Below are 22315 nucleotides of genomic sequence, written 5' to 3'. Positions count from 1 at the left end.
TTACTGTCCTTTATAAAGTGACGGCGCGTTAGCATCGGGCCGGGTTTTAAAGCGCCGGTGCAACCACATATATTGCTCCGGATGTTGCAGTACCGCTTGCTCTACCCACTGGTTCACCCGGGTAACGTCGGCTTTGTCATTCCCGCTGGGGAAACCCTCTAACGCGGGTAATACAGTAATTTTGTAGCCTTGGCTGCCCGATAGCCGGCTGGTGATTACCGGGATAACCACGCAGTTGGCCGCTTTGGCAAATAATAGCGTACCGGTAGTGGTGGCCGCATCTGGCACGGCAAAAAATGGCACAAATTCGGCGCGATTGCGGCCATAGTCCTGATCCGGTAAGTAAAAACACACTTCCTGCTGGTTAAGTGCTTCAATCAGCCCCTTAACATCGCGTTTGCCAATCATATATTTATTGGCGCGGTTGCGGCCATGGTACTGCAGATAGTCCATCAGCGGGTTGTTGTGGGGCCGATAAAACCCGACGCTGGGGTGAGTAAGACCAAACACGCGGCAAGCGCCTTCCAGGTGTAAAAAATGCGCCGCTAGTAGCAGTACGCCTTTACCTTCGGCTAAAGCGGTTTCAATGTGTTCATAGCCGCTAAAATGCGCCAGTTTTTTTATCCGCCAGTTTGGCCACCACCAGCCAATGACGGTGTCAAACAGGGCTTTGCCGGTCTCACTGAAATTGCGTTCTACCAGGGCTTGTTGCTCGGCGGCGGGCATGTCGGGGAAACACAACTGGATATTGCGCAGGGCCACCTTGCGGCGCGATTTAAGCATTTTACCTAACAGGCGGCCAAAGCCATTGCCCAGTGCCATTAATACCGGGTAAGGCAACCAACTGATTATCCACAGCAGCGCTGCGCCAAACCAAAGTAACCAGTATTGTGGCAATAAAAAACGCCAGCTGAACTGCGGAGCCTGAACCACGCGATATCCTCAGTGAAAAAATGATGCGCTATTGTAGCGAAAATTGACCGGGGGGATAGTGAAAACTGGTAAGAGGTTCACCGCCGCTGCGGTGAACCTGCAAGGAGAGCTTAGCTGGACAGAGCCTGATTAATAGCCTGTAAATCTTGTTCCGACAAGTTACCTGCTGCCTGTTTCAATGTCAGAATGGCAATAATGTAGTTGTAGCGTGCGCCGGATAAGTTGCGGCGGGCTTCAAACAGGTTACGGGTACTTTGCAGTACGTCAACAATGGTACGGGTGCCCACTTCAAAGCCTGCTTCAGTGGCATTTAACGCACTTTCTGCTGACACCACAGCCTGCTCTAAGGCACGGATGGTGGCGATATTGGCGTTGATATCATTAAATGAGCTGCGTACCTGGCGGACTGCTGTGCGATAGCTGAGCTCTAAATCCTGGCTGGCAGCAACATAGTTAGCCCGTGCTACGCTAGTTTGTGCCACAGTAGCACCACCACTGTACAGCGGCACCCGCAGGTTCAAACCGATTTGCTTGCTGTCCAAACGCGGCAGGTTGGTTTTTTGTGTCTGACCTGCAAGAGTGTTTTCAGTGGTGTTGTCAGAGGTGCCATAAGAAGCGTCCAGACTGACGGTTGGGTAGTGGCCAGCAACCGCTTTATCGATGTCGTTTTGGGCAATTTCCAACGCTAACTTATTGGCTTTAAGGCTTAAGTTCAGCTGCTCGGCCAGTTTTACCCATTCATCTGCGGTTGCAGGTGATGGCGTCTGGGTGGAAAACTTATCAGTATTTAAGCTGGCCAGCTCGTCATGGTATTGGCCGGTAATTTCGCGCAGGGCTTCACGGGCAGTTTCCAGGTTGTTCTGTGCAGTGATTTCACGGGCTAGGGCACTGTCAAACTGAGCTTGGGCCTCATGCACGTCTGTAATCGCCGTTAAGCCTACAGCGAAGCGCTGTTTGGTTTGCTCTAACTGGCGCTCTATGGCGCGCTTTTCTGCTTCGGCAAAGCCTAAATCGTCAACCGCTTTTAACACGTTAAAGTAGGTTTGTGATACCCGAACGATCAAGCCTTGAGTTGCCGCATCCAGGTTGGTTTGGCTTTGCATCGCCCGTTTTTCAGCGGTGTTTAAATTCTCCCAGTTGTTCCAGTCAAACAATGACTGTGACAGATTGACTTGTGCACTCCAACCGGTAGTGTCATTGTCGATGATGGCCAAGCCAGACTCTAACAACTGCGCGCGTTCGGCCATCGATTTACTGTATCCGGCCGTTAAATTTACCTGGGGCAATAAGCTGGCTTTGGACACATCAATGCCCTGTTTGGCGGCATCACGGGTAGCCATGGCTTTGAGTAACTGCGGATCTTTTTGCGTTGCTAACTGGTAAATGCTTTGCAGGTTGTCAGCGGCCTGAGCGCTGAACATCGCGAAACCGGTGGCTAACAAGGTGCTCAATAAGGTCTTTTTCATTTTTACCTATCCTGGCCGTCTAAAAAGGAAACTGCACGAATAATACTCTGTTACGGTAAACTAGGTAATCTTTAAACCGTAAAGTTACGCGCTAGAGTGTAACAGAATGTGAGTACAGTAATGTCAGAATTCAAGGCTGAGCAGTATCCGTCATTTAGCGCCACGGATGTTGAGATTATCGACAAAAGCACGGTTTTTCAGGGTTTTTTCCGCCTCGACCGCTACACACTGCGCCACCGTTTGTTTAACGGCGGCTGGAGTACGCCGATGCAGCGGGAAATGTTTGAGCGCGGCCATGCGGTAGTCGTGCTGCCTTATAACGTCCAAACCGATGAGTTGGTGCTGATTGAGCAGTTTCGTTTGGGGGCGCTGGCGTCAAGCCCAAGCCCCTGGTTGCTGGAGGCGATTGCCGGCATGATTGAACCGGGAGAGAGTGCACAGCAGGTGGCGCAGCGCGAAGCGCAAGAAGAGGCAGGGTTAACAATTACCGAGCTTTGGCCTATGCTTAGCTACTTATCCAGCCCAGGTGGTACCACCGAGCGTATACAGTTGTTCCTGGGCCGCCTAACCGCGCCGGTAAGTGCTGGGGTGTTCGGTTTGGCCGATGAACACGAAGACATTAAAGTGCATGTAGTAAGCCGAACTGATGCGATGCAGCTGTTGGCTGAGCAAAAGATTGATAATGCCGCCAGTGTGATAGCGCTGCAGTGGCTGGCGCTTAATCTGGACAAAGTAAAACAAGCCTGGGGAGGCTAACGTGTGGTTTAAACGGCAGAAGTATGTGCCAAAGTTGCCGGATTTTCTGGCGCTGTGCGAGCGTAATTATGCGCAGCTTAACCGTTACCTTAGCGCTGAGGTGCGCGAAGGCCAGCGCATGGATATTCAGGTAACAGACCAGCACTGCTACCGGCTCACCATTACTGAGTTGGCCCGCTTTACCACCACCTTGCAGATTGAATTGCTGCAGCAGGGCAGCTTTTTTACCCCGCGCTTTACTGTACGGCTATACCATGATGCCCAGGTGGCCGAAGTGTTAACCTGCCAGCATCTCAGCCGTATTGCTGCCCGTTACGATTACCCGAACAGCCAGATGTTGCTGCCAGATGAAAAACGACAGATTAATTTATTGCTGCGCGATTGGCTAAAACTGTGCAGTGCCTGCGGTTACCGGCGTGACAGTTTGGTGTTTGCTTAATGCAACATCGTTTTGCCAAAAAAGCGCAGTACCGGTTGGCGCAAATTACCGATTGTCATTTACTGGCCAGTAGTGAAGGTTTATATAAGGGCGTGCAGCCTGCCCCTTATCTGGCGGCGATTGTGGCGCACTTAGTACAGCAACAGCCAGATGCTGTGCTGTTAACCGGCGATGTCACCCAGGATCATACGCCAGCGTCTTATCAGCTGCTGGGCCATATTATGGCGCCGCTAAGTTGCCCGGTGTTTTGTCTGCCGGGTAATCATGATGATGTAGAGCAATTAGCATGGCTATGTGAGCAAGCGCCGTTTCGCCCTGAGCGAAGCCTTAATCTGGACGGCTGGCAGCTGTTGCTGCTGAACACCAAAGGCGACACCCCGGCCGGGGTGTTTTTGCCGGCCGAGCAGCACTGGTTGCAGCAGCAATGTCAGCAGACAGACGCTGAGGCTATCTGGTTGTTTTGTCATCATCACCCGGCGCCGCTTAACTGCTTTATCGACAAACATGGCCAGCGGCATCAGGCAGCGCTGTGGCAAAGTATTAACCAGCAGCCGCGTATTCGTGGTATTGGCCATGGCCATGCACATTATGCCTATCATCGGCGGCAGCAACAGGTTGACATTGTCGGCTGCCCGGCCAGTTCAGTGCAGTTTTTACCCACGCCCGACTGGCAAACGGTTGATCAGGGGCCGCAGTGGTGCGACTGGCATTTTAGTGCCAATGGTGAGGTGCGCTGGCAGTTTCAGCGCGTTAATTTAAGCAAAAGTAGTAATAATGACTAAAAAAGTAGTGTATTTACATGGCTTTGCCAGCTCGTCACAATCGGAGAAGGCCCTGTTAACCAGTGCGTTTTTTTTCAGCCATTACCCGCATATCGACTATGCGGCATTGGATTTACCCTACGCGCCGGACGCGGCTTTGGCGCGTATTCGCCAGCATATCGGCCAAGCAACCGACGTCGCGCTTATTGGCAGCTCACTGGGCGGCTTTCTGGCGACTTGTATCGCTGAGCAGCTGGGCTGTCGCGCCTGCCTGATTAACCCTGCCGTGGCACCCCATAAGGTGTTGCATCAGCATTTGGGCTGCTATTATCATCCGGTATTGCAACAGCATTATGAGATTAGCGCTGAACACATGTCGATACTCGAGCAGCTAATGCCAAAAGCGCTGAAACAACCAGAGAATTACCTGCTGCTGTTGCAAAGCGGTGATGAAGTGTTAGATTACCGTCTTGCGCTTGATTACTATCAGGGCGCAAGCATAAAACTGAGTGAGGGTGGCGATCACAGCTATGTCGGCTATGCTGCACAGCTGGAAACTATTGCCAACTTTTGCCAACTCGCGTAAAACGCGCTACATCCAATCAGCCAGTGACCGAAACTATGACTGCACAACAGTACAACGCCGATTCGATTGAAGTGCTGACCGGGCTTGAGCCGGTGCAGCGTCGCCCCGGTATGTATACCGATACCAGCCGGCCAAACCACTTAGGCCAGGAAGTAATAGATAACAGTGTGGATGAAGCGCTGGCTGGCCATGCGGATGCGGTGCAGGTGATTTTGCACGATGACCAGTCGCTGGAAGTCATCGATAACGGCCGCGGTATGCCGGTCGATATTCACCCGGAAGAGGGTGTTACCGGGGTTGAGCTGATATTCTGCCGCTTGCATGCCGGCGGTAAGTTCTCTAATAAAAACTACCAGTTCTCCGGTGGTTTGCACGGTGTCGGTATCTCGGTAGTGAATGCGTTATCCAGCCGGGTTGACGTGACAGTGCGCCGTGACGGCAATGTGTACGAGATGGCGTTTGAACATGGTAATAAGGTCAGTGAGTTAACCATCACCGGCACTGTGGGTAAACGCAACACCGGCACCCGGGTGCGTTTTTGGCCAACAGCATCCTATTTTGACTCGGCAAAGTTCTCGGTCAGCCGTTTATTGCATGTGCTTAAAGCCAAGGCGGTGTTATGCCCGGGCCTGACCGTTAGCTTTGACGATAAGGTCAACCAGCAACAATATCAGTGGTGTTACCAAAACGGCATTAAAGATTATCTGGCTGAGTCGGTAAAAGACTACATCTGCCTGCCCGAGCAGCCGTTTACCGGCAGCTTTAGTGCCAGCACCGAAGCGGTCGAGTGGGCGCTGCTGTGGTTACCCGAGGGCGGCGAGCTGGTGACCGAAAGCTATGTGAACCTCATTCCTACCGCACAGGGCGGCACCCATGTGAATGGGTTACGCCAGGGCTTGCTGGAAGCACTGCGTGAGTTTTGTGAGTTTCGCAACCTGTTGCCGCGCGGTATTAAACTGTCGGCGGAAGATATCTGGGATCGCTGCAGCTATATTTTGTCGCTGAAAATGCAAGATCCGCAATTTGCCGGCCAAACCAAAGAACGCTTATCGTCACGGCAGTCAGCCGCTTTTGTTACCGGGATTGTCAAAGATGCATTTAGCTTGTGGCTAAACGAGCACACTGATATTGCCGAAAGCCTGGCCGATTTTTGTATTAACAACGCGCAAAAACGCTTAAAAGCAGCGAAAAAGGTCGTACGTAAAAAAGTGACCTCAGGCCCGGCGCTGCCGGGTAAGCTTGCCGACTGCTCGGCACAGGATCTAAACCACACCGAGCTGTTTCTGGTAGAGGGGGACTCGGCCGGCGGCAGCGCCAAACAAGCCCGTGACCGTGAATTTCAGGCGGTAATGCCGCTACGCGGTAAAATTCTTAATACCTGGGAAGTCGAGTCGGGGCAAATTCTCGCCTCGCAAGAAGTGCATGATATTTCTGTCGCGATTGGCATGGATCCGGATAGCAGCGATTTATCCAGTTTGCGCTACGGCAAAATTTGTATTCTGGCCGATGCCGACTCTGACGGCTTACACATTGCCACCTTACTGTGCGCGCTGTTTATGCGTCATTTCCGCACCCTGGTTGAGGCGGGCCATGTCTATGTGGCGATGCCGCCGCTGTACCGCATCGATATTGGTAAAGAAGTGTATTATGCGCTGGACGAAGATGAGAAAAACGGCATTCTCGACCGCATAGAAGCGGAGAAAAAGCGCGGTAAAGTGAATGTGCAGCGCTTTAAAGGCTTAGGCGAGATGAACCCGCTGCAATTGCGCGAAACCACCATGGACCCTAACACCCGCCGGCTGGTGCAGCTCACGGTAGACGACGTGGCACAAACGCTGGAAGTGATGGATATGCTGCTGGCGAAAAAGCGTGCCACCGACCGGCGTGACTGGCTGGAACTTAAGGGTGATAAAGCCGCCATTGCGGTCTAGTGACGGATAACAAGGCAAACTGATTGTGAAGCGATTTTATCCACTCCTCTTACTGCTAACGCTATTGGGCATGCTAAGCCTGCCGGTTGCAGCGGCTAACGAGCCTGATTGGCTAACGGAAGTGGCGGCGAAAAAACGCCAGCAACCGGAAGCGATGCTGGCTGTGTTGCAACAGCACCAATCAGAGTTGGCAGGGTTAAGCCCTGTATTACAGGCCAAATGGTATTATTTGCAGGCGGCGTTACTGGACGCCTTGGGGCGTCATCAACAGCAGCAACAGGCGGCCGAGCGTGGCCTGGCGGTACTGGGCGAGCGTGACGCCCTGTTAAAAGTTAAACTGCTGTACGAGCTGGGCTTTGCCCGTGAAATGCAAACCGATTACCCGGCAGCACTGCAGCACTATCTGGCCGGTATGACACTGGCGGAGCAGCTGGAGAACGAAAAATACCTGTTACTGGGCCAAATTAATCATGCTGCCATGTTGTCGTTGCAAAATAACGATCAGCAGGCCTTGGCCTTGTTAAAAGACACCTATCAGCGCGCGCAGCAACTGAACGACGAAGAAGTGCTGGCTGAAGTGACGGCTGAGCTGGGCTTACTGTACACCTCGCTGGGTTATGACGAAGAAGCTGTCAGTCTGCTGCAACAGGCCCTAGCGCAGTATCAGCAGCTGGGCTGGCCGAAAAACCAGATTACCGTGTTGTACAATCTGGCCCGTACCTACAGTTATCTGGACCGCTACGAGCTGGCGCTGCAAACCTACAACCAGATGCTGCAACGAAGCCAGCAGCTACAAGACAATGTTAACTTGTATCATGCTTATTCCGGCCTGGCGATAGCCAGCATGGATGCTGGACAGCATGACGCGGCGCTATCGTATATGGACAAGGCCGAGCAGTATCTGCCGCTGTTACAATCCAGCGCCCATGTTGCCACTCACTACTATGAAAAAGCGCTGATGTACAAGAAGCTACAGCAAGTTTCCTTAGCGCAACAGCAGGTACTGCTGGCGGAGCAAAACCTGAACAAAGAGGGCCTGCGCGAAGATGTTGCCAGCCGCTTGGCTATCTGGCATTTAAAAGCCCAGTTGTTTGCTGAGCAGGGCGAGTTTGAAAAAGCCTATCACCAGCTGTATGACTTTGTCGCAGAGTATCAGGATATGCGTAACCGCGAAAATGAGCTGGCGTTTGAGCAAATCCGCGCCGGTTTTGAACACGAACGACAACAACAGCAAACCCGCTTGCTGCAGCAGGATAACGAAATTAACGCCCTTAAGCTGCAACAGGTCGAGCGAAGCCGGCAAGTGCAATGGTTATGGCTGGCGATATTAGGCTGCAGTACCTTAGTGCTGCTTATTTTACTGCTGTGGCAATTGACACGGCGTAGTGCTAAACAGCAGGCCACCGGCGCATCCGGTAGTAAACAGACAGGATAAGCGATGACTGAAACGGTAATTTCACAAGATGGTATTGAGCAGCTGCCGCTGCGCCGTTTTACCGAAGAGGCGTATTTAAACTATTCGATGTACGTCATTATGGACCGCGCGCTGCCACACATAGGTGACGGTTTAAAACCGGTGCAGCGGCGTATCGTTTACGCCATGTCTGAGCTGGGTTTATCGCACTTAGCCAAATATAAAAAATCGGCGCGTACTGTCGGTGACGTGCTGGGTAAATTTCACCCGCACGGCGATAGTGCCTGTTATGAGGCCATGGTGCTGATGGCGCAGCCGTTTTCTTACCGTTACCCGTTGGTAGACGGCCAGGGAAACTGGGGGGCGCCGGACGATCCGAAATCGTTCGCTGCCATGCGTTATACCGAAGCCAAGTTATCACGCTTCTCTGAAGTGCTGCTGTCAGAGCTGGGTTCCGGCACCACTGACTGGCTGCCGAACTTTGACGGCACCCTGGAAGAGCCTAAAGTATTACCAGCGCGGCTGCCGCATATTTTACTCAACGGTATTACCGGTATTGCCGTAGGTATGGCCACCGATATTCCGCCGCATAATGCGCGTGAAGTCGCCAATGCCTGTGCGGCGCTATTAGATAACCCGCACAGCAGCGTCAGCGACCTGATGCAGTACATCAAGGGGCCAGATTACCCAACTGATGCGGAGATCATCAGCCCAGCCGCGGATTTAGCCGCCATTTACGAAACCGGCCGTGGCAGCGTAAAAATGCGTGCCGTATATCAGTTGGAAGATGGCGACATTATTATTACTGCGCTGCCACACCAAACCTCGGGCGCGAAAGTGCTGGAGCAAATTGCCGGCCAGATGCAGGCGAAGAAGTTGCCAATGGTCAGTGATTTACGCGATGAGTCGGATCATGAAAACCCCACCCGTATCGTGATCGTGCCGCGCTCTAACCGCATTGACGTCGAGCAGTTAATGCAGCATCTGTTCGCCACCACCGATCTGGAAAAAAGCTACCGGGTGAATATCAATGTGCTGGGGCTGGACCAGCGGCCTCGGGTGAAAAACCTGACCGACATTTTAACCGAGTGGCTCAGCTTTCGCCGCGACACCGTGCGCCGCCGCTTGCAGTACCGCTTAGATAAAGTACTCGATCGCATTCACGTGTTGGAAGGCTTGTTAATCGCCTTCTTAAACATTGACGATGTGATTCGGATTATCCGCACCTTTGATGAGCCCAAACCCGAGCTGGTGGCGTTTTTTGGCATTACCGAGCGCCAGGCTGAAGCCATCTTAGAGCTGAAGCTGCGCCACTTAGCCAAGCTGGAAGAAATGAAAATTCGCGCCGAGCAGGACGAGCTGGCCAAAGAGCGCGACAAATTGCAGGCTATTTTGGGTTCAGAGAAAAAGCTCACCAAGCTTATCCGTGATGAACTTCTGGCCGATGCCGAGAAATACGGTGATGAGCGCAGAAGCCCTATCGTGCAGCGTGAAGAAGCCAAAGCCTTAACTGAAAAAGAATTGTTGCCAAGCGAGCCGGTAACGGTAGTGCTGTCGGAAAAAGGCTGGGTACGCTGCGCCAAAGGCCACGATATAGATGGCAATGCGTTAAGCTATAAAGCCGGCGATGCCTTTAAAGCCCTGGCCAGTGGTCGCTCGAACCAGCAGGCGGTGTTTATTGACTCGTCGGGTCGCAGCTTTGCCACCGAAGCGCACGAGCTGCCCTCGGCCCGTGGCCAGGGCGAGCCGTTAAGTGGCCGCTTTGCCGTAGTTGCCGGCGAAAGTTTTGAACATGTGCTGTTGGGCGACGAAAAACAGGCGCTATTACTGGCCAGCGACGCCGGTTATGGCTTTGTCGCCGAATACGCTGATTTACTCAGCCGCAACAAGGCGGGTAAAGCGGTATTAAGCTTGCCGGTGGGCGCTAAAGTGTTGCCGCCGCTGGTGATTAAACAGCCGGAGACAGATTTGCTGCTGTGTATCTCTAACGAAGGCCGTATGCTGGTGTTCCCGGTCGCCGAGCTACCCAAACTGAGCAAAGGCAAAGGCAATAAGCTGATGTCGATCCCCTCGGCCCGTGCTGCCAGTCGTGAGGAATATGTCTGTCAGTTGGCGGTGGTGCCGGCAGGTGGCAGCGTTACGCTGGTGGCAGGTAAGCGTAAGCTGGGGCTTAAAGCCGACGATTTAGCGCATTATCAGGGCGAGCGCGGCCGGCGCGGCAATAAATTACCGCGCGGCCTGCAGCGTATCGACCAGGTGCTGGTGAATCAGACCGCTGAGCCGGACAGTGATCAAACCAGCCTGAGCGAGTAAAGCCGTTATACTGGGCGCCTTTTTTCAGGCGCCTTTTTATTGGCCGGTAATAACAGTACCGGCAACTGGAGACAACAGTGGTAGCGGTGGTTCGTATTTTGGTGTTGGTGTTGTTTTTTCTGCTCAGCACCCTGGCAGGTTTGATTATTTGTTTGTTCAGACCCTTTCATGCCAACAATGTGTATATTTTTTCGCACTGGTACGGCTTTATGAGCCGGGTATTTGGCATTAAGGTGGAAGTACGGCCCTATCAGGGGGCGCCTATTGGTAAACCCTGTGTGTTTATTGCAAACCACCAGAATAATCTGGATCTGTTTACCATCAGCAATGCGGTAGAGCCCGGTACCGTGACCATTGGTAAGAAAAGCCTGAAGTTTATTCCGTTTTTTGGCCAACTGTATTGGTTAAGCGGCAATATCCTGATTGACCGTAACAACAAATCTAAAGCACTGAATACCATGCTGGCCGCGGCTGAGCGCATCCGGGCAAAACGCTTGTCAGTGTGGATGTTCCCCGAAGGCACCCGCAGCTATGGCCGCGGCCTGCTGCCGTTTAAAATGGGCGCCTTTCATATAGCGCTGGAAGCCGGCGTGCCGGTGGTGCCGGTGTGTATGAGCAGCACCCATGGCCAGTTTAAACTAAACCGCTGGAATAACGGCAAAGTAATAGTGCAGGTAATGGCGCCAGTAGAACTGCCCAAAGAGCAGCTGAACATCCGCGACTTCGCACAAAATATGCACCAGCAGATGCAGGCGCAGATAGCATTGCTTGATAGCGAACTGGGCAACGACTACACTGCCAGCACAAAAGCAGCTAAAGAGTAATTTTATGGAAAACTGGCAGGAATTCACCGAAGACACCATCGCCGCCTTGTTAGAAGATGGTAGCGATCCGGATGCGCTTTACACCATTGAGCACCATTTCTATGACCGCGACTTCGCCAAGCTGGAAAAGCTGGCGGTAGAGCTGTTTAAACTGGGCTATGAAGTCACTGACGCCGAAGAAGTCGAGTTTGAAGATGGCGGTAATGCCTGGGTGTTCGATGCCATTCGCGAGCAGTCACTGGATGCTGACAGCATCGTTGCCGATGCCATTAAACTCGAAGAGCTGGCGAAAAAGCACAAGGTAGAATACGACGGATGGGGCACCTATTTTGAAGGTGACGACGATGTCGATTACGACGACGATGAAGAATAAAACACACTGGTAAAGAAAACCGCCGTTTGGCGGTTTTCTTTTGGCTGTTAAGTGGAGCGAGAGCGCTGTGACGACTATAGTTAGCGGCGATAGCTGACTTACAGGAGACCTTGTTATGTTTAACCCAAATCCGGTGGGGTGGTTTGAAATCGCCGTAACCGACTTATCACGTGCCAGGCACTTTTATCATCAGGTGTTGGGCGTAGAGTTTCATTTAATGGAGATGCCGGGTTGCAGTATGGCCTGCTTTCCGTTTGACCATGACAAAGCCGGCAGCAGCGGCGCCCTGGTGCAGGGCGAGGGCTACGAGCCAAGCCAGAGCGGTACGCTGATTTACTTTGAGGTAGAGAGTATCGACAACGCCCTGGAGCGCATTAGCCATGCAGGTGGCAAGGTGTTGCAGAGTAAAATGTCGATTGGCGAGCATGGTTTTATTGCCATATTCACCGACAGCGAGGGCAACAAAGTTGCCTTGCATAGTCGCTGATATAGTTGCTAAAAGCAGTCGCTGACGTTGCTAAGCTAACTTTGCGTGACGGCCTGGCCGTCGCGCAGCCGCTCGGCGCCACGGGTCACCACTTTTTCACCGGCGTTTAAGCCTTCATCTACCGTAACCCAGTCGCCATTACCGTCACTGACTTTTACCGCTTTACGCTGCGCCAGATTGTTGTCATCCACTGTAACGACATAGGTGCCGTCGCTGCGCAGCAGCAGGGCATCGCGTGGCACGGTAACAGCGGCTTTGGCATCGCGGGTGGCCACTTTTACACTCACCAGCTCGCCAGCCAGCCAGTCTTTCGACGCAGTACCCAGTTTAAGCCGTAGCTCGGCGCGTTGGCTTTGACCGTCAGCTGCCGGAATAACCGCGCTTACCGCAGCGCTGCCCTGTTGCTGCGCACTGTGAATACTCAGGGTGTCGCCCGGCTGTACAAAGCGCACGTACTGCAGCGGCACATAGGCGCGCACTTCCAGCTGATAAACATCTTGCAGCCGCAGCAGCGGCGTGCTGCGGCTGACATCGCCCCCGGCTTCACGCAGCCGCGCGGCCACGACACCGGCGAAGGGGGCGGTCACTTCAGTGCGGCTAAGCTGATCGGACAGCTGCGCCATACGGGCACTGATAATGTCGGCATCGGCCTGGGCTAACTGATAATCTGACAGGGCTTTATCCAGCTGTAAGCGGGAAATGCTCTGACTTTGTTGCAGCTCTTGCAGGCGCTGATGCTCGCGCTGTAAATAGTTGGCCAGTAACTGGGCACGTTGCAACTGGGCATTTAGCTCTGCCTGTTGTAGCTGCAACGGCAGCGGGTCAAGCCTGGCCACCGGATCGCCGGCGTTAACCCGGCTGCCGGCCTCAGCTACCCAGATTAAACGACCATCGATACCGGCGGTAAGCTCAGTGTTGTTTACACTGTACACAGTACCGGCCACTTCAGTGGTAGGCACCTCATAGGATAAGCGGCTTTCGCCCAGTTGCACCGACGTCGCCGGCGCAGTTTGCGCAGCAGCCATACCGGCATAGCACAGGGTAAGCAGTAGTAACGTATTACGCATGGGCAGATCCTTTAGCCGCTGCGGCGGCAAACGGGGTAGTTAACGCAGCCGGGCGCTGAAGCTGCAGCACCGCCGGCAGTAAAATCAGGGTAAACAGGGCACTGACTGTCATGCCGCCAACAATCACCGTCGCCAGGCCGCGGTATATCTCGGCACCAACGCCTGGGATCAGCATTAATGGCAGCATGCCAAACAGGCTGGTCAGGGTGCTCATGTATACCGGCCGTGCCCGCAAAACGATAGCCTGGCGCACAGCGTCTGTGCTGCTAAGGCCGGAGCGTTCACCACTGCGGGTTTGATCTACCAGCAGAATGGCGTTATTTACTACCAGCCCCAGCAGGATAATAAAACCAATCATGGTGAGTAAATCCAATGACTGCACGGTAAACAGGTTTACCAGCGCCAGAGCCATCACGCCGCCGGCGATGGCCAGTGGCATCACTAATAGCACCAGCAGGGCGTCGCGTAACGAGCGGAACAACGCCGTCATTAACAGCAGCAAAATGAGCAGCGCCAGTGCGAAGTTAATCAGCATCTCGTCAATGGCGGAGTTCATCTGGCTGGCGTTACCGCTAAGCAGCAAGCTGGCGCCCTCAGGCAGTGCCTGTTGCATTTGCGGTAGTACCTCGCGCTGCAGAATTTCCATGCTTTCATCTAGTGACATGCCCTCGGGCGGGCGCACAATTAAACTTAAGGTACGCTTGCCGCCAATCCGTCTTAGCTGTGAGGGGCCAACGGTTTGCTGCAATTGTGTCATGGCGGCCAGCGGTTGCACGCCTGCACGCGGGGTTAGCAGCGGCATGGCGGCCAGCTGTTCGGGCGTGTGCCACTGACCGGCGCGCAGAATGACATTCATCCGGTCGTTACCATCAAAGTATTCCGACACAAACAAGCCACTGGTAAAGGCGCGCACATAATTAGCCACCTCGGCACGGTTTAAGCCTGCCTGGCTGATAGCTCTGTCATCCGGTAGCAGTTTTAGCTCTGGCTCGGCCATATCCAGCGCCGGTACCGGCTGGGCACTGCCGCCGGGTAAGTGCTGCTGTACGGCGGCGACACCAGTGCGTGCGGCCTGCATCAGCGCGGCTAAGTCAGGCCCCTGCAAATTAAGCTCAATACTGCGGCCATCACCGCCGCCAGAGACGTTAATCATCGAGCCGCGGAATAAAAATACCTGGGTGTCGGGAATACCGGCAAATACCTCATCACGCACCAGCTGCATCAGTTGTTCGACCTGGGTTGGGTCGGCGGCATAAATAAAACCGCCGCTGGCATTGGGGCCATAGGTATAAAAGTTATAGCTTTTAATAGCAGGCGTTTTTTCGCCGCTGTAATAGGGCTGCAGCCGCTGTACTACCCGGTTGGCCAGCTCTTGCTCAATAAAATCGATATTACCGCCCGGTGGCAGGCTAAACGAGAAGAAAAAGCCATCAGTGGGAGCTCTGGGCATGAAGTCGGTGCGTGGCACCAGTAGCAGGCTGATACAAACCGAACACAGCAACAGGCCGCCGACCCAGCTTAAGCGTTTTAGCCGGCTGTTGGTCAGCTGCATAATCAGCTGGCTTAAGCGCTGCCAATACTGGCTGAACGGATCCCTGCTTGGAGTGTTGCCCAGCCAATACCGACTTGCCAGCGGGATCACTGTTACTGCGGCGATAAAGCTGCTGCACACGGCCACTGACAGGGTTAACGCCAGATCAGAAAATAACTGCCCTTCAATGCCGGCCATAAACAAAATGGGCAGAAAAATGGCCACTGTGGTGGCGGTGGAGGCCAGCAGGGCGCCACTGACCTGAGCGGCACCGCGTAGCGCGGCTTTTTTATCATCCAGCCCCTCGCTTTTCAGCCGCAGGATATTTTCCTGCACAATAATAGCGGCATCCAGCACCAGGCCCACGGCAAACGCCAAGCCAGCCAGTGAGATCACGTTTAAACTGCGCCCCATCAACTGCAGTGTAATAAGCGCTATCGCCAGTGACAGCGGAATGCTAAGCGCAATAATGGCGGTGGCACGCCAGCCACGCATAAACAGCCACAGCAAGCCCAGTGCCAGTAATACGCCCAGCCCCAGATTGCTTTTTACCAGCGCCAGCGCATTACGAATATGTACCGAGGCATCAAAGCTAAGCTCCATTATCAGGCCGGCATCACGCAATGCCCCCTGATTCAGCTCGGCTATCGCCAGGTTAATTTCATCCAGCAGGGCAACAGTGTTGGCGTCGTTATTACGGGCGATGGTGATGTAATAAGCCTGAGCGCCGTTACGCAATGTAAAGCCGGTACGGTCGCTATAGCTCAGCTCGGTAGTGGCAATATCGCTTAGGTAAATAGGCCGTTCGCCACTGTAGCCGATGATCATCTGCAACAGACTTTCCGGGCTGAACTGGCCGGCAAAGCGCACTGTGTATTGGCGCCGACCAACATCGGCAAAGCCGCCGGAGGCATCGGTAGCGGCGCGTACCTGGCTGGCAATCTGGTTAATGCTAAGTCCCAGTGCAGCGGCGCGCTGTGGGTCGAAGCTGATTTTCAGCTCCCGTGGCCGCTGGCTGTTTAAGTTCACCTGGCCAACACCCTGAATACGGCTTAAACGCGGGTACACGACATCTTCAATCAGCTGCTGGTACTTTATAATGTCCTGTGTTGTGTTACCCGGTAAGGTGCGGATCAGCAGCGATGCGGCATTAGGCGCGTTTTGCCCGCCACCGGCAACCACGGTGGGCTCTATTGCATCCAGTGGCAAAGGCGGTGCCTGGTTCAGGTTGTTGATCACATCCAATGTGGCTTGCTGCATGTCAGCGCCCACATCGAAGGTCAGGGTAATAGCGCCAAAGCCGCGCTGGATATTGGTTTCTACTTTCACCACGCCACGGGTGTTTTTAATGGCGTTTTCAATCGGTTCAATAATAACCGACTCTACTTCCTGTGGCGCGGCTGAGCGCCAGCCGGTGAATACCGAAATTTGCGGCTGTTCAATATCCGGCGTAATTTGAATAGGCAGCTTAAATAAACTGATAAGGCCAAACAGCAACAGCAGGATGGCGATAACAATGACGCTGGCGGGGTTAGTAAGCGCACTGCGGGTCAGGTTCATAGCAGAGTCTCAGACACTGAAGTAGGCTGAAATCTATCGGCTGGCAGAAAAAAAGCGATGTTGATGGGGCAAGTGGAGGAAATTCTGCGTCAGACGGCGCGCCATTCATAAAGCCTTACAGGCTGTAACAGCTGGTTACAGCCTGTAAGGTGTTAGCTAGTTGCCGCCACCCAGTTTATTAAACAGCTTGTCTTTCAGTTTGTCTTTGGCCTGATCTTTGACATCAGCCAGTTTGGCATTGAGCATATTTTCAATGCTGGCGCTGATGTCGGCTACTTCACCATCCTGCTGGGTTAACATGGCGGCCCAGTCATCCTGCCCACCCAGGCCAGTTTGCAGCTGGCTGTTGAGTTTGGCCGACAGCTCATTTTGATAGGCAGCGACTTTTTGCTTCGCTTCACCTAACAGGGCATCGCCTAACAGCTTATCCAGTGAGGAGCGCACACTGACCTCAGGGGCGCTGATTAACCCGCTGGCGCTGATGTTAAGCGGAATTTGCGTTTGCTGGTTAAGCAAACTGGCCAGTTGCTGCAGGTACTTATTGCCGCTGCTGTTAAAATTCGCCGCCTTTAATACCAAGCTGGCCTGCTGCGACAGCTGGTTATCGGTCAGGTTTAAGGTGCCGCTGGAACTTAATAAGCCGGCGGCTAAATCCAGGGCGGTATCACCTTTACCCAACGACAGTGGCTCAAGGTTTAAGCCCTCTAATTGCCAGCTCAGATTAGTGACCATTTGATCGAGTACGGCAAAATCGCCACTTAAGTTAAACGCCGCCAGTTGCGGCAGCTGTTTAACATCCAGCGCAAATTTGGTCGCTGAGTTAATCAGCGCATGCTGGGCGGTAATATCACTTAGCGTCAGGGTGCCTTCGCCGCCGCCCAGTAACCAGTTAACCCGGGCGGTTTTTACCCAAAAATTCGGGTAGGGTTGGCTTGGCAGTGGCAGAATGCGGTTGGGTAATACTACCTCTGGCGCGCTAGTAGCGCTGCCTGTTGCGCCTTGCGGTAATTGCTCGGGTAGGTAGGGTTTAGCCAGCAGGTACAGGCTTTGTAACTGGCTGATGCGCTGTCCCCACACATCACCAAGCAAGATCTGGCTAATGCCGGCCAGGCCGCCGTCGCTTAAATTGGCCAGTTGCTGCACCTTGGCATAATCGGCTTTGCTGGCGGCTTTAAGCTCTTCTACCGCTTGCTGCAGCGCAGTTTTGCTTTGCGACAGTTGCTGTTTTACCTGCTCCACCTTGGCCTTTTCTTCGCCCAGCGCCTGTTTCAACTGCTGTAACTGCTCAGCTTTGGCGGCCAGATCCGTCGCATTCTCTATTTTGCTGTCAGTCAGCGCTTTCACCTGCTGCTGATATTGCGCCAGGCTGTCTTTGCTCGGTAGCTGCTGTTTCAGGTTCGTTAGCTGCTGCTGTTCGGCCTGGGCCAGCTGTTTTAGCGCCTCGGCTTTAGCAGGGGTTTGCAGTTGGGCACGGGCAATCAGCTCATCAGCATCGGGCAGGTCTACTTGTAGCAGCTGCGCCAGGTCGATGCTTTCGCCAAGCGTGCCGGGCTGGCGGTACACAGCGCCTGCTTTATCCCGTTGTGCGCCATATTGCAGGCCGTCTATGCTCAGCTCGTCTATTACATAATAGCCCAGTAGCGCCGGCCACAGCTCAATAGCGGCACTGGCCTGGCTAAAACTTAAACTGTTGTGGCTGGGGTTGGCGGGGTCGGTAATTTGTAACGCATCAATGCGCAGCGCCAGTGGTGCTAATTGCAGTGAGACTTTGTCAATATTGACCTCAGCACCGACAGATTTTTCCAGGCTATATACCATGCCTACGCGAATAGCCGGGCCGGCCAACAGATACACCAGCGCTAATAACGTCGCGGAAAAAATGATAAAAACTAACCAGCCTGAGGGGCGTAAACCAATAGCATTTTTCATCGCCGGCTCCTTATTGCAGTTTTTCGTACAGAGTAAACAGCTTGCTAGCTTTGAGCATCTGCATCAACTTCCACTTTTGTACATTGTTCATTACCCGCTCACGGTACTGTGTAACCAACAGCTGGCTTAGCCAGGCAATGGGTAGCAGCAATAACAAACCCAGTAAAAACGCACCCAGGGTCAGGGTATGGTGTAAGTGCAGTAACTGCAGGGTTTCGTTGTTGGCAAGCAGTGCCAGTAACTGTTCGTTCTGCGCATAGTGCCAGGTGAGGCGTTCCAGTGGATTGGCCAGCAGTAGCATCAGGCCTTCAGTTAACCCCCACACCAGAATAAAGGTCGACAGGTTAATGGTCAGCAGGCACACCAGTAACACAATCAGCAGGCTTAGCAGGCCAAAGGGTAAAATGCCGGTAAACAGCCCCAGTGCAACCGCCCAGCCTAATTGCCAGGGCGACGCCTGAGAGTTAAGTACTTTTAAAATCCGTGCCAGTAATGTCAGCATAATACCCCCGGTAAACCCGCTGTAATAGATTGTTATCTAAGGTAACAGTGTAGCGCTAATTTGTCAGGGATTAAAAAGTGACAAAGTGTTGTAGCCGCAGCGTTTTATCAAGATGCCGTTTTTGCGGGCAATAGAGGGATTTACAGGACAAAATTTCACCGACTTTTGCGCATGTCACGTAATATCAGTTAATACAAATCTAAGAAGGTAAACTCATGATACGAAATACGATAGCCGGCTGCAGCGCTCTACTACTTTCTACGGCCTGTCTCGCAGAGCAAAGCACGCAGTGGTTGGATGCGAAAATGGCGATAACGGCGATGCAGCAGGGCCAGCTGAGCAGTGAGCAATTGGTACAACACTATCTTGAGCGTATTGCGCGTGATAACCAGCAGGGCCTCAACATTGCTGCTATAGCTGATATTAATAAGGACGCGCTTGAACAAGCCAGAATACTAGATCAGCAGCGCGCTGCAGGTGCGGTATTGTCGCCACTCCATGGTTTACCTGTGGTGCTAAAAGCCAATATTGCCACCGCAGATAACATGCCGACCACAGCTGGCGCACTGGCGTTAAAAGGGCATATTGCGCCCAAAGATGCGCAGCTGGTAAAGCAGTTACGTGATGCGGGTGCTGTGATCTTGGCTAAGGCTAATTTGTCGGAGTGGGCCAACTTTCGTGGTGAGGGTTCAGCCAGTGGCTGGTCGGCGCTGGGTGGACAAGTAAAAAACCCGCATTTGCTCAGCCATAGCCCTTGTGGTTCCAGCTCGGGCTCAGGCGTTGCGGTGGCAGCCGATTTTACCCTTTTAGCTGTTGGCACTGAAACCGATGGCTCTATTACCTGTCCTGCAGCCAGTAACGGTATCGTTGGCATTAAACCGAGCAGGGGGGGGGTATCTGGTGAAGGTATTATTCCAATAGCGCATGCTCAGGATATCGCCGGTCCAATGGCCCGCAAGGTTTATGATGCGGCGCTACTATTGGATGCCATGTTAACTGACGAGGCACGTAGCAAAATCGCACAACCATTGGCTAAGGCGGCGTTACAGCCATCTCAGGCAAAAAAAGTGCTGTTGGTGCGAGCCTATGACAAGCGCAATACGGCTTTGGCGCCGATGTTTAATCAGCTTGCGCTAATGCTTCAAGCCGAGGGCATTGAGGTGGTTAATGCTGACAGCTGGCAATTGCCTGCTGAGCTGTATCAGGCGGAGTTTAATGTATTAATTTATGAGTTTAAGCGCGATCTGGAGCAGTGGCTGGCAGAATATAAGGTCGATAGCAGTGTAAACACACTGGCTAAAATTGTCGCGTTTAACCAGCAACAAGGTAAAACGGCGTTAGCGTTTTATGGCCAAGAGTATCTTGAGCAGGCTGCGGCGATTGATTTAGCAAAAGACGAAGCGGCATATCTGGTTGCGCTACAGCAAAGCCGGCAACTTGCTGAGCAGGCGCTAAACCAATATTTGCAGCAGGGCTATGATGCGATAATTTTACCGGCTTATGGCCCGGCCTGGCCTATTGATCATGTTAACGGCGATAAGTTTAACTTTGGTACCTCAACCGCTGCAGCCGTATCCGGATATCCTTCGGTGACGGTACCGGCAACCTTTGATGGCGTGTTGCCGTTGGGTGTCAGTGTTGTGGGTTTACCCTGGTCTGAGCCGCAGCTTGTTTCATTAGCTGCTGCGGTTGAGCGCTATTTAGATGCATACCGACAGCCGCAGTTTCTTACCACCGCAGAGTAAGCTTGGCCTGGTGAATAAAAAAGGCGCTTAAAGCGCCTTTTTTAGTGCCTGTGGTTTACTGTCAGGCCAATGCCAGGAAGCCAAAGAACGCCAAAACAGCAGCAATAAAGGCGTAAGGGAACTGCGTTAGAGCGTGGCTCATCAGGTTACAGCCAGAGCCTTGTGCGGCCAATACCGTGGAGTCACTGTAAAAACAGGCCTGGCTACCAAAGGAGCTGGCTGATAACAGCGCGCCAATTACCAACGGGATATTCGCTTCTACCGCAAACGCCAGTGGCATTACGATAGGGATAGACACAGCGAAAATTCCCCAGGATGAACCGGTAGCGAACGCCAGAATAGCCATGGAGAAAAACACCAGCGCGGGTAGTAACTGCGCATTCATGTACGGCGCCAGGTTTTCGATAATATAAAGCGGTAAGCCAAGCTTGTCGCACACGTCTTTAAAGATAAAGGCAGCAATAACAGTACTGATGGCCGGTAGCATGGTTTTAAAACCATTCATCATCACGTCCATCATTTCTGACAGCGACATGACACGTTGTACGCCGTAATACACTATAGAAAATAGCAAGGCGGCAATTACGCCTTTTAGCACATCAGGTTCGCTTAACGAGTCGCCCAATAGCACGGTAAAGACAATCAACGATAGCATCGGCACCATAAAATTGTGCACTTTGCCTTGCTTGTTGCTGCTTTCGAACTCTTCTTCAATCGAGCTTACCGCATAATCATCACTGGTATGGTACGGCATTTCCTCTGCAGCATGGTGTTGCAGACGCGCACCGGCCTGAGGGTTATCGGCCAGTTCACACTCAATGGGTGTGCCTTGCTGGGTTGCCAGTTCGGCTTTTTTCATCGGGCCAATATCGGGCATAATTTTTAGCGCCACCAGCATCACCATCAGTACTGCAAGTATCGGGTAGAGCATGTAAGGAATAGCTTCGATATACACTGCAACACCACGGCCTTTTTCGGCAATGTTGTTATCTTCCAGTAGACCGCCAAAGAACACTGCCCAGGTAGAAATTGGTACTAATACGCAAATAGGCGCAGCGGTTGAATCGACGATGTAGGCCAGCTTTTGCCGCGACACCTTGTACTTATCGGTTACGCGCTTCATGGCCTCACCGACCGACAGGGCGTTGAGATAATCGTCAACGAAAATAATGCAGCCCATCACAAAGGTCATAAACATCGATGAGCGTGGGCCTTTAGCTGTTTCTGCACCAAACCGGCCGAATGCTACGGCGCCGCCAGTATGAATTAACAAGCCGATCAGCGCACCAAAGCCGGCGCAGACCAGAATAAGCCAGCCGATGGTTTCGTCTTGCATCACGCTGACCGAGATATCAGAAAAATTAGATAAAGATTCAGCCGGGCTGAGCAGCAGTAGGCCCGCGACTGCGCCAATGATTAGGGCCAAGATGGGGCGTTTGAGCCATACGGCCAATAACAGTACCACTACAGGCGGCACTAAACTCAGTGCAGAAGGGGGGGCACTGACAACAACGGCGGCCGCTTCGGCCGCCGTGGCAACAGGTTCGGCGAGACTCTCGACCAGGGTATCTGCTGACATCATTTATTTTTCTCTGTAAAAAAATCCGGCAGGCCGGATAAAAATTAAGTGAACCGTTGCAGCAGATAACCCAACTCAACGGAGCGGTTCCTTGCTTTATCAGCCTTGTGCTGCTGTAA

At 53.0% G+C, this 22315-nt stretch carries 18 protein-coding genes; 11 read left to right on the top strand and 7 right to left on the bottom strand.

Translation table 11 applies throughout. The features are described from left to right. Window positions 1-933, bottom strand: coding sequence for an LpxL/LpxP family Kdo(2)-lipid IV(A) lauroyl/palmitoleoyl acyltransferase (lpxL, locus tag ABGI61_RS00330; RefSeq protein ID WP_347595141.1), 933 nt, complete (start codon window positions 931-933; stop codon window positions 1-3). 110 nt (window positions 934-1043) lie between these two features. Next, window positions 1044-2399 carry an outer membrane channel protein TolC gene (gene tolC / locus ABGI61_RS00325; protein WP_347595139.1) on the bottom strand — a complete coding sequence of 452 codons (1356 nt, stop codon included), beginning with the start codon at window positions 2397-2399 and terminating at the stop codon, window positions 1044-1046. 120 nt (window positions 2400-2519) lie between these two features. On the opposite strand from tolC, the gene nudF reads away from it, so the two are divergent. From nudF to ABGI61_RS00275, 10 genes are all read left to right on the top strand, one after another. Then, window positions 2520-3155, top strand: coding sequence for an ADP-ribose diphosphatase (nudF, locus tag ABGI61_RS00320; protein ID WP_347595136.1), 636 nt, complete (start codon window positions 2520-2522; stop codon window positions 3153-3155). Window position 3156: 1 nt separating this feature from the next. After that, window positions 3157-3594 carry a DUF1249 domain-containing protein gene (locus ABGI61_RS00315; RefSeq protein ID WP_347595133.1) on the top strand — a complete coding sequence of 146 codons (438 nt, stop codon included), beginning with the start codon at window positions 3157-3159 and terminating at the stop codon, window positions 3592-3594. Beyond that, window positions 3594-4376 (top strand): metallophosphoesterase, encoded by a 783-nt coding sequence (locus tag ABGI61_RS00310; protein ID WP_347595130.1) that lies wholly within the window; start codon window positions 3594-3596, stop codon window positions 4374-4376. Before ABGI61_RS00315 ends, ABGI61_RS00310 begins: the two co-directional genes overlap by 1 nt. Continuing rightward, window positions 4369-4941 (top strand): YqiA/YcfP family alpha/beta fold hydrolase, encoded by a 573-nt coding sequence (locus ABGI61_RS00305; RefSeq protein ID WP_347595127.1) that lies wholly within the window; start codon window positions 4369-4371, stop codon window positions 4939-4941. The genes ABGI61_RS00310 and ABGI61_RS00305 overlap by 8 nt, the downstream gene beginning before the upstream one ends. 35 nt (window positions 4942-4976) lie before the next feature. Further along, window positions 4977-6872 (top strand): DNA topoisomerase IV subunit B, encoded by a 1896-nt coding sequence (gene parE, locus ABGI61_RS00300; protein WP_347595123.1) that lies wholly within the window; start codon window positions 4977-4979, stop codon window positions 6870-6872. Window positions 6873-6897: 25 nt separating this feature from the next. Continuing rightward, complete coding sequence (locus tag ABGI61_RS00295) at window positions 6898-8307, top strand: tetratricopeptide repeat protein (protein WP_347595120.1); 1410 nt, start codon at window positions 6898-6900, stop codon at window positions 8305-8307. Between the two features lie 3 nt (window positions 8308-8310). After that, window positions 8311-10599 (top strand): DNA topoisomerase IV subunit A, encoded by a 2289-nt coding sequence (parC, locus tag ABGI61_RS00290; protein WP_347595117.1) that lies wholly within the window; start codon window positions 8311-8313, stop codon window positions 10597-10599. Between the two features lie 77 nt (window positions 10600-10676). Next, on the top strand, window positions 10677-11423 hold the full coding sequence (locus ABGI61_RS00285; RefSeq protein ID WP_347595114.1) for a 1-acylglycerol-3-phosphate O-acyltransferase: 747 nt from the start codon (window positions 10677-10679) through the stop codon (window positions 11421-11423). Between the two features lie 4 nt (window positions 11424-11427). Continuing rightward, window positions 11428-11796 (top strand): ribonuclease E inhibitor RraB, encoded by a 369-nt coding sequence (rraB, locus tag ABGI61_RS00280; RefSeq protein WP_347595111.1) that lies wholly within the window; start codon window positions 11428-11430, stop codon window positions 11794-11796. Window positions 11797-11911: 115 nt separating this feature from the next. Further along, entirely contained in the window at window positions 11912-12283 is a 372-nt protein-coding gene (locus ABGI61_RS00275; RefSeq protein WP_347595108.1) for a VOC family protein, read from the top strand. 35 nt (window positions 12284-12318) lie between these two features. On the opposite strand, the gene ABGI61_RS00270 is transcribed toward ABGI61_RS00275, so the two are convergent. From ABGI61_RS00270 to ABGI61_RS00255, 4 genes are all read right to left on the bottom strand, one after another. Next, window positions 12319-13350 (bottom strand): efflux RND transporter periplasmic adaptor subunit, encoded by a 1032-nt coding sequence (locus tag ABGI61_RS00270; RefSeq protein WP_347595105.1) that lies wholly within the window; start codon window positions 13348-13350, stop codon window positions 12319-12321. Beyond that, entirely contained in the window at window positions 13343-16441 is a 3099-nt protein-coding gene (locus tag ABGI61_RS00265) for an efflux RND transporter permease subunit (protein WP_347595102.1), read from the bottom strand. The genes ABGI61_RS00270 and ABGI61_RS00265 overlap by 8 nt, the downstream gene beginning before the upstream one ends. Window positions 16442-16597: 156 nt before the next feature. Beyond that, a complete protein-coding gene (locus ABGI61_RS00260; RefSeq protein WP_347595099.1) occupies window positions 16598-18370 on the bottom strand; it encodes a TIGR03545 family protein in 1773 nt (590 codons plus the stop codon). A gap of 10 nt (window positions 18371-18380) precedes the next feature. Beyond that, window positions 18381-18872 (bottom strand): TIGR03546 family protein, encoded by a 492-nt coding sequence (locus ABGI61_RS00255; RefSeq protein WP_347595096.1) that lies wholly within the window; start codon window positions 18870-18872, stop codon window positions 18381-18383. Between the two features lie 215 nt (window positions 18873-19087). Between ABGI61_RS00255 and ABGI61_RS00250 the strand changes: the two genes are divergently transcribed. Then, window positions 19088-20617, top strand: coding sequence for an amidase (locus ABGI61_RS00250; protein WP_347595093.1), 1530 nt, complete (start codon window positions 19088-19090; stop codon window positions 20615-20617). Between the two features lie 61 nt (window positions 20618-20678). Here the strand turns inward: ABGI61_RS00250 and ABGI61_RS00245 are convergent, their stop codons facing one another. Then, window positions 20679-22199, bottom strand: a complete 1521-nt coding sequence (locus ABGI61_RS00245; protein WP_347595090.1) for a Na+/H+ antiporter NhaC family protein — start codon at window positions 22197-22199, stop codon at window positions 20679-20681. Between the last annotated feature and the right edge of the window lie 116 nt (window positions 22200-22315).

The sequence above is a fragment of the Rheinheimera fenheensis genome (assembly GCF_039871805.1).
In the GTDB taxonomy this organism is placed as follows: Bacteria; Pseudomonadota; Gammaproteobacteria; order Enterobacterales; family Alteromonadaceae; genus Alishewanella; species Alishewanella fenheensis.
This window is presented reverse-complemented; position numbering and strand designations above follow the sequence as displayed.

Coding starts and splice junctions, on each gene's coding strand:
- ABGI61_RS00305 (WP_347595127.1), top strand. CDS start 4,369: ATGACTAAAAAAGTAGTGTATTTACATGGCTTTGCCAGCTCGTCACAA.
- ABGI61_RS00275 (WP_347595108.1), top strand. CDS start 11,912: ATGTTTAACCCAAATCCGGTGGGGTGGTTTGAAATCGCCGTAACCGAC.
- ABGI61_RS00255 (WP_347595096.1), bottom strand. CDS start 18,872: ATGCTGACATTACTGGCACGGATTTTAAAAGTACTTAACTCTCAGGCG.
- ABGI61_RS00270 (WP_347595105.1), bottom strand. CDS start 13,350: ATGCGTAATACGTTACTACTGCTTACCCTGTGCTATGCCGGTATGGCT.
- ABGI61_RS00265 (WP_347595102.1), bottom strand. CDS start 16,441: ATGAACCTGACCCGCAGTGCGCTTACTAACCCCGCCAGCGTCATTGTT.
- nudF (WP_347595136.1), top strand. CDS start 2,520: ATGTCAGAATTCAAGGCTGAGCAGTATCCGTCATTTAGCGCCACGGAT.
- ABGI61_RS00260 (WP_347595099.1), bottom strand. CDS start 18,370: ATGAAAAATGCTATTGGTTTACGCCCCTCAGGCTGGTTAGTTTTTATC.
- parE (WP_347595123.1), top strand. CDS start 4,977: ATGACTGCACAACAGTACAACGCCGATTCGATTGAAGTGCTGACCGGG.
- tolC (WP_347595139.1), bottom strand. CDS start 2,399: ATGAAAAAGACCTTATTGAGCACCTTGTTAGCCACCGGTTTCGCGATG.
- ABGI61_RS00250 (WP_347595093.1), top strand. CDS start 19,088: ATGATACGAAATACGATAGCCGGCTGCAGCGCTCTACTACTTTCTACG.
- ABGI61_RS00245 (WP_347595090.1), bottom strand. CDS start 22,199: ATGATGTCAGCAGATACCCTGGTCGAGAGTCTCGCCGAACCTGTTGCC.
- rraB (WP_347595111.1), top strand. CDS start 11,428: ATGGAAAACTGGCAGGAATTCACCGAAGACACCATCGCCGCCTTGTTA.
- ABGI61_RS00310 (WP_347595130.1), top strand. CDS start 3,594: ATGCAACATCGTTTTGCCAAAAAAGCGCAGTACCGGTTGGCGCAAATT.
- parC (WP_347595117.1), top strand. CDS start 8,311: ATGACTGAAACGGTAATTTCACAAGATGGTATTGAGCAGCTGCCGCTG.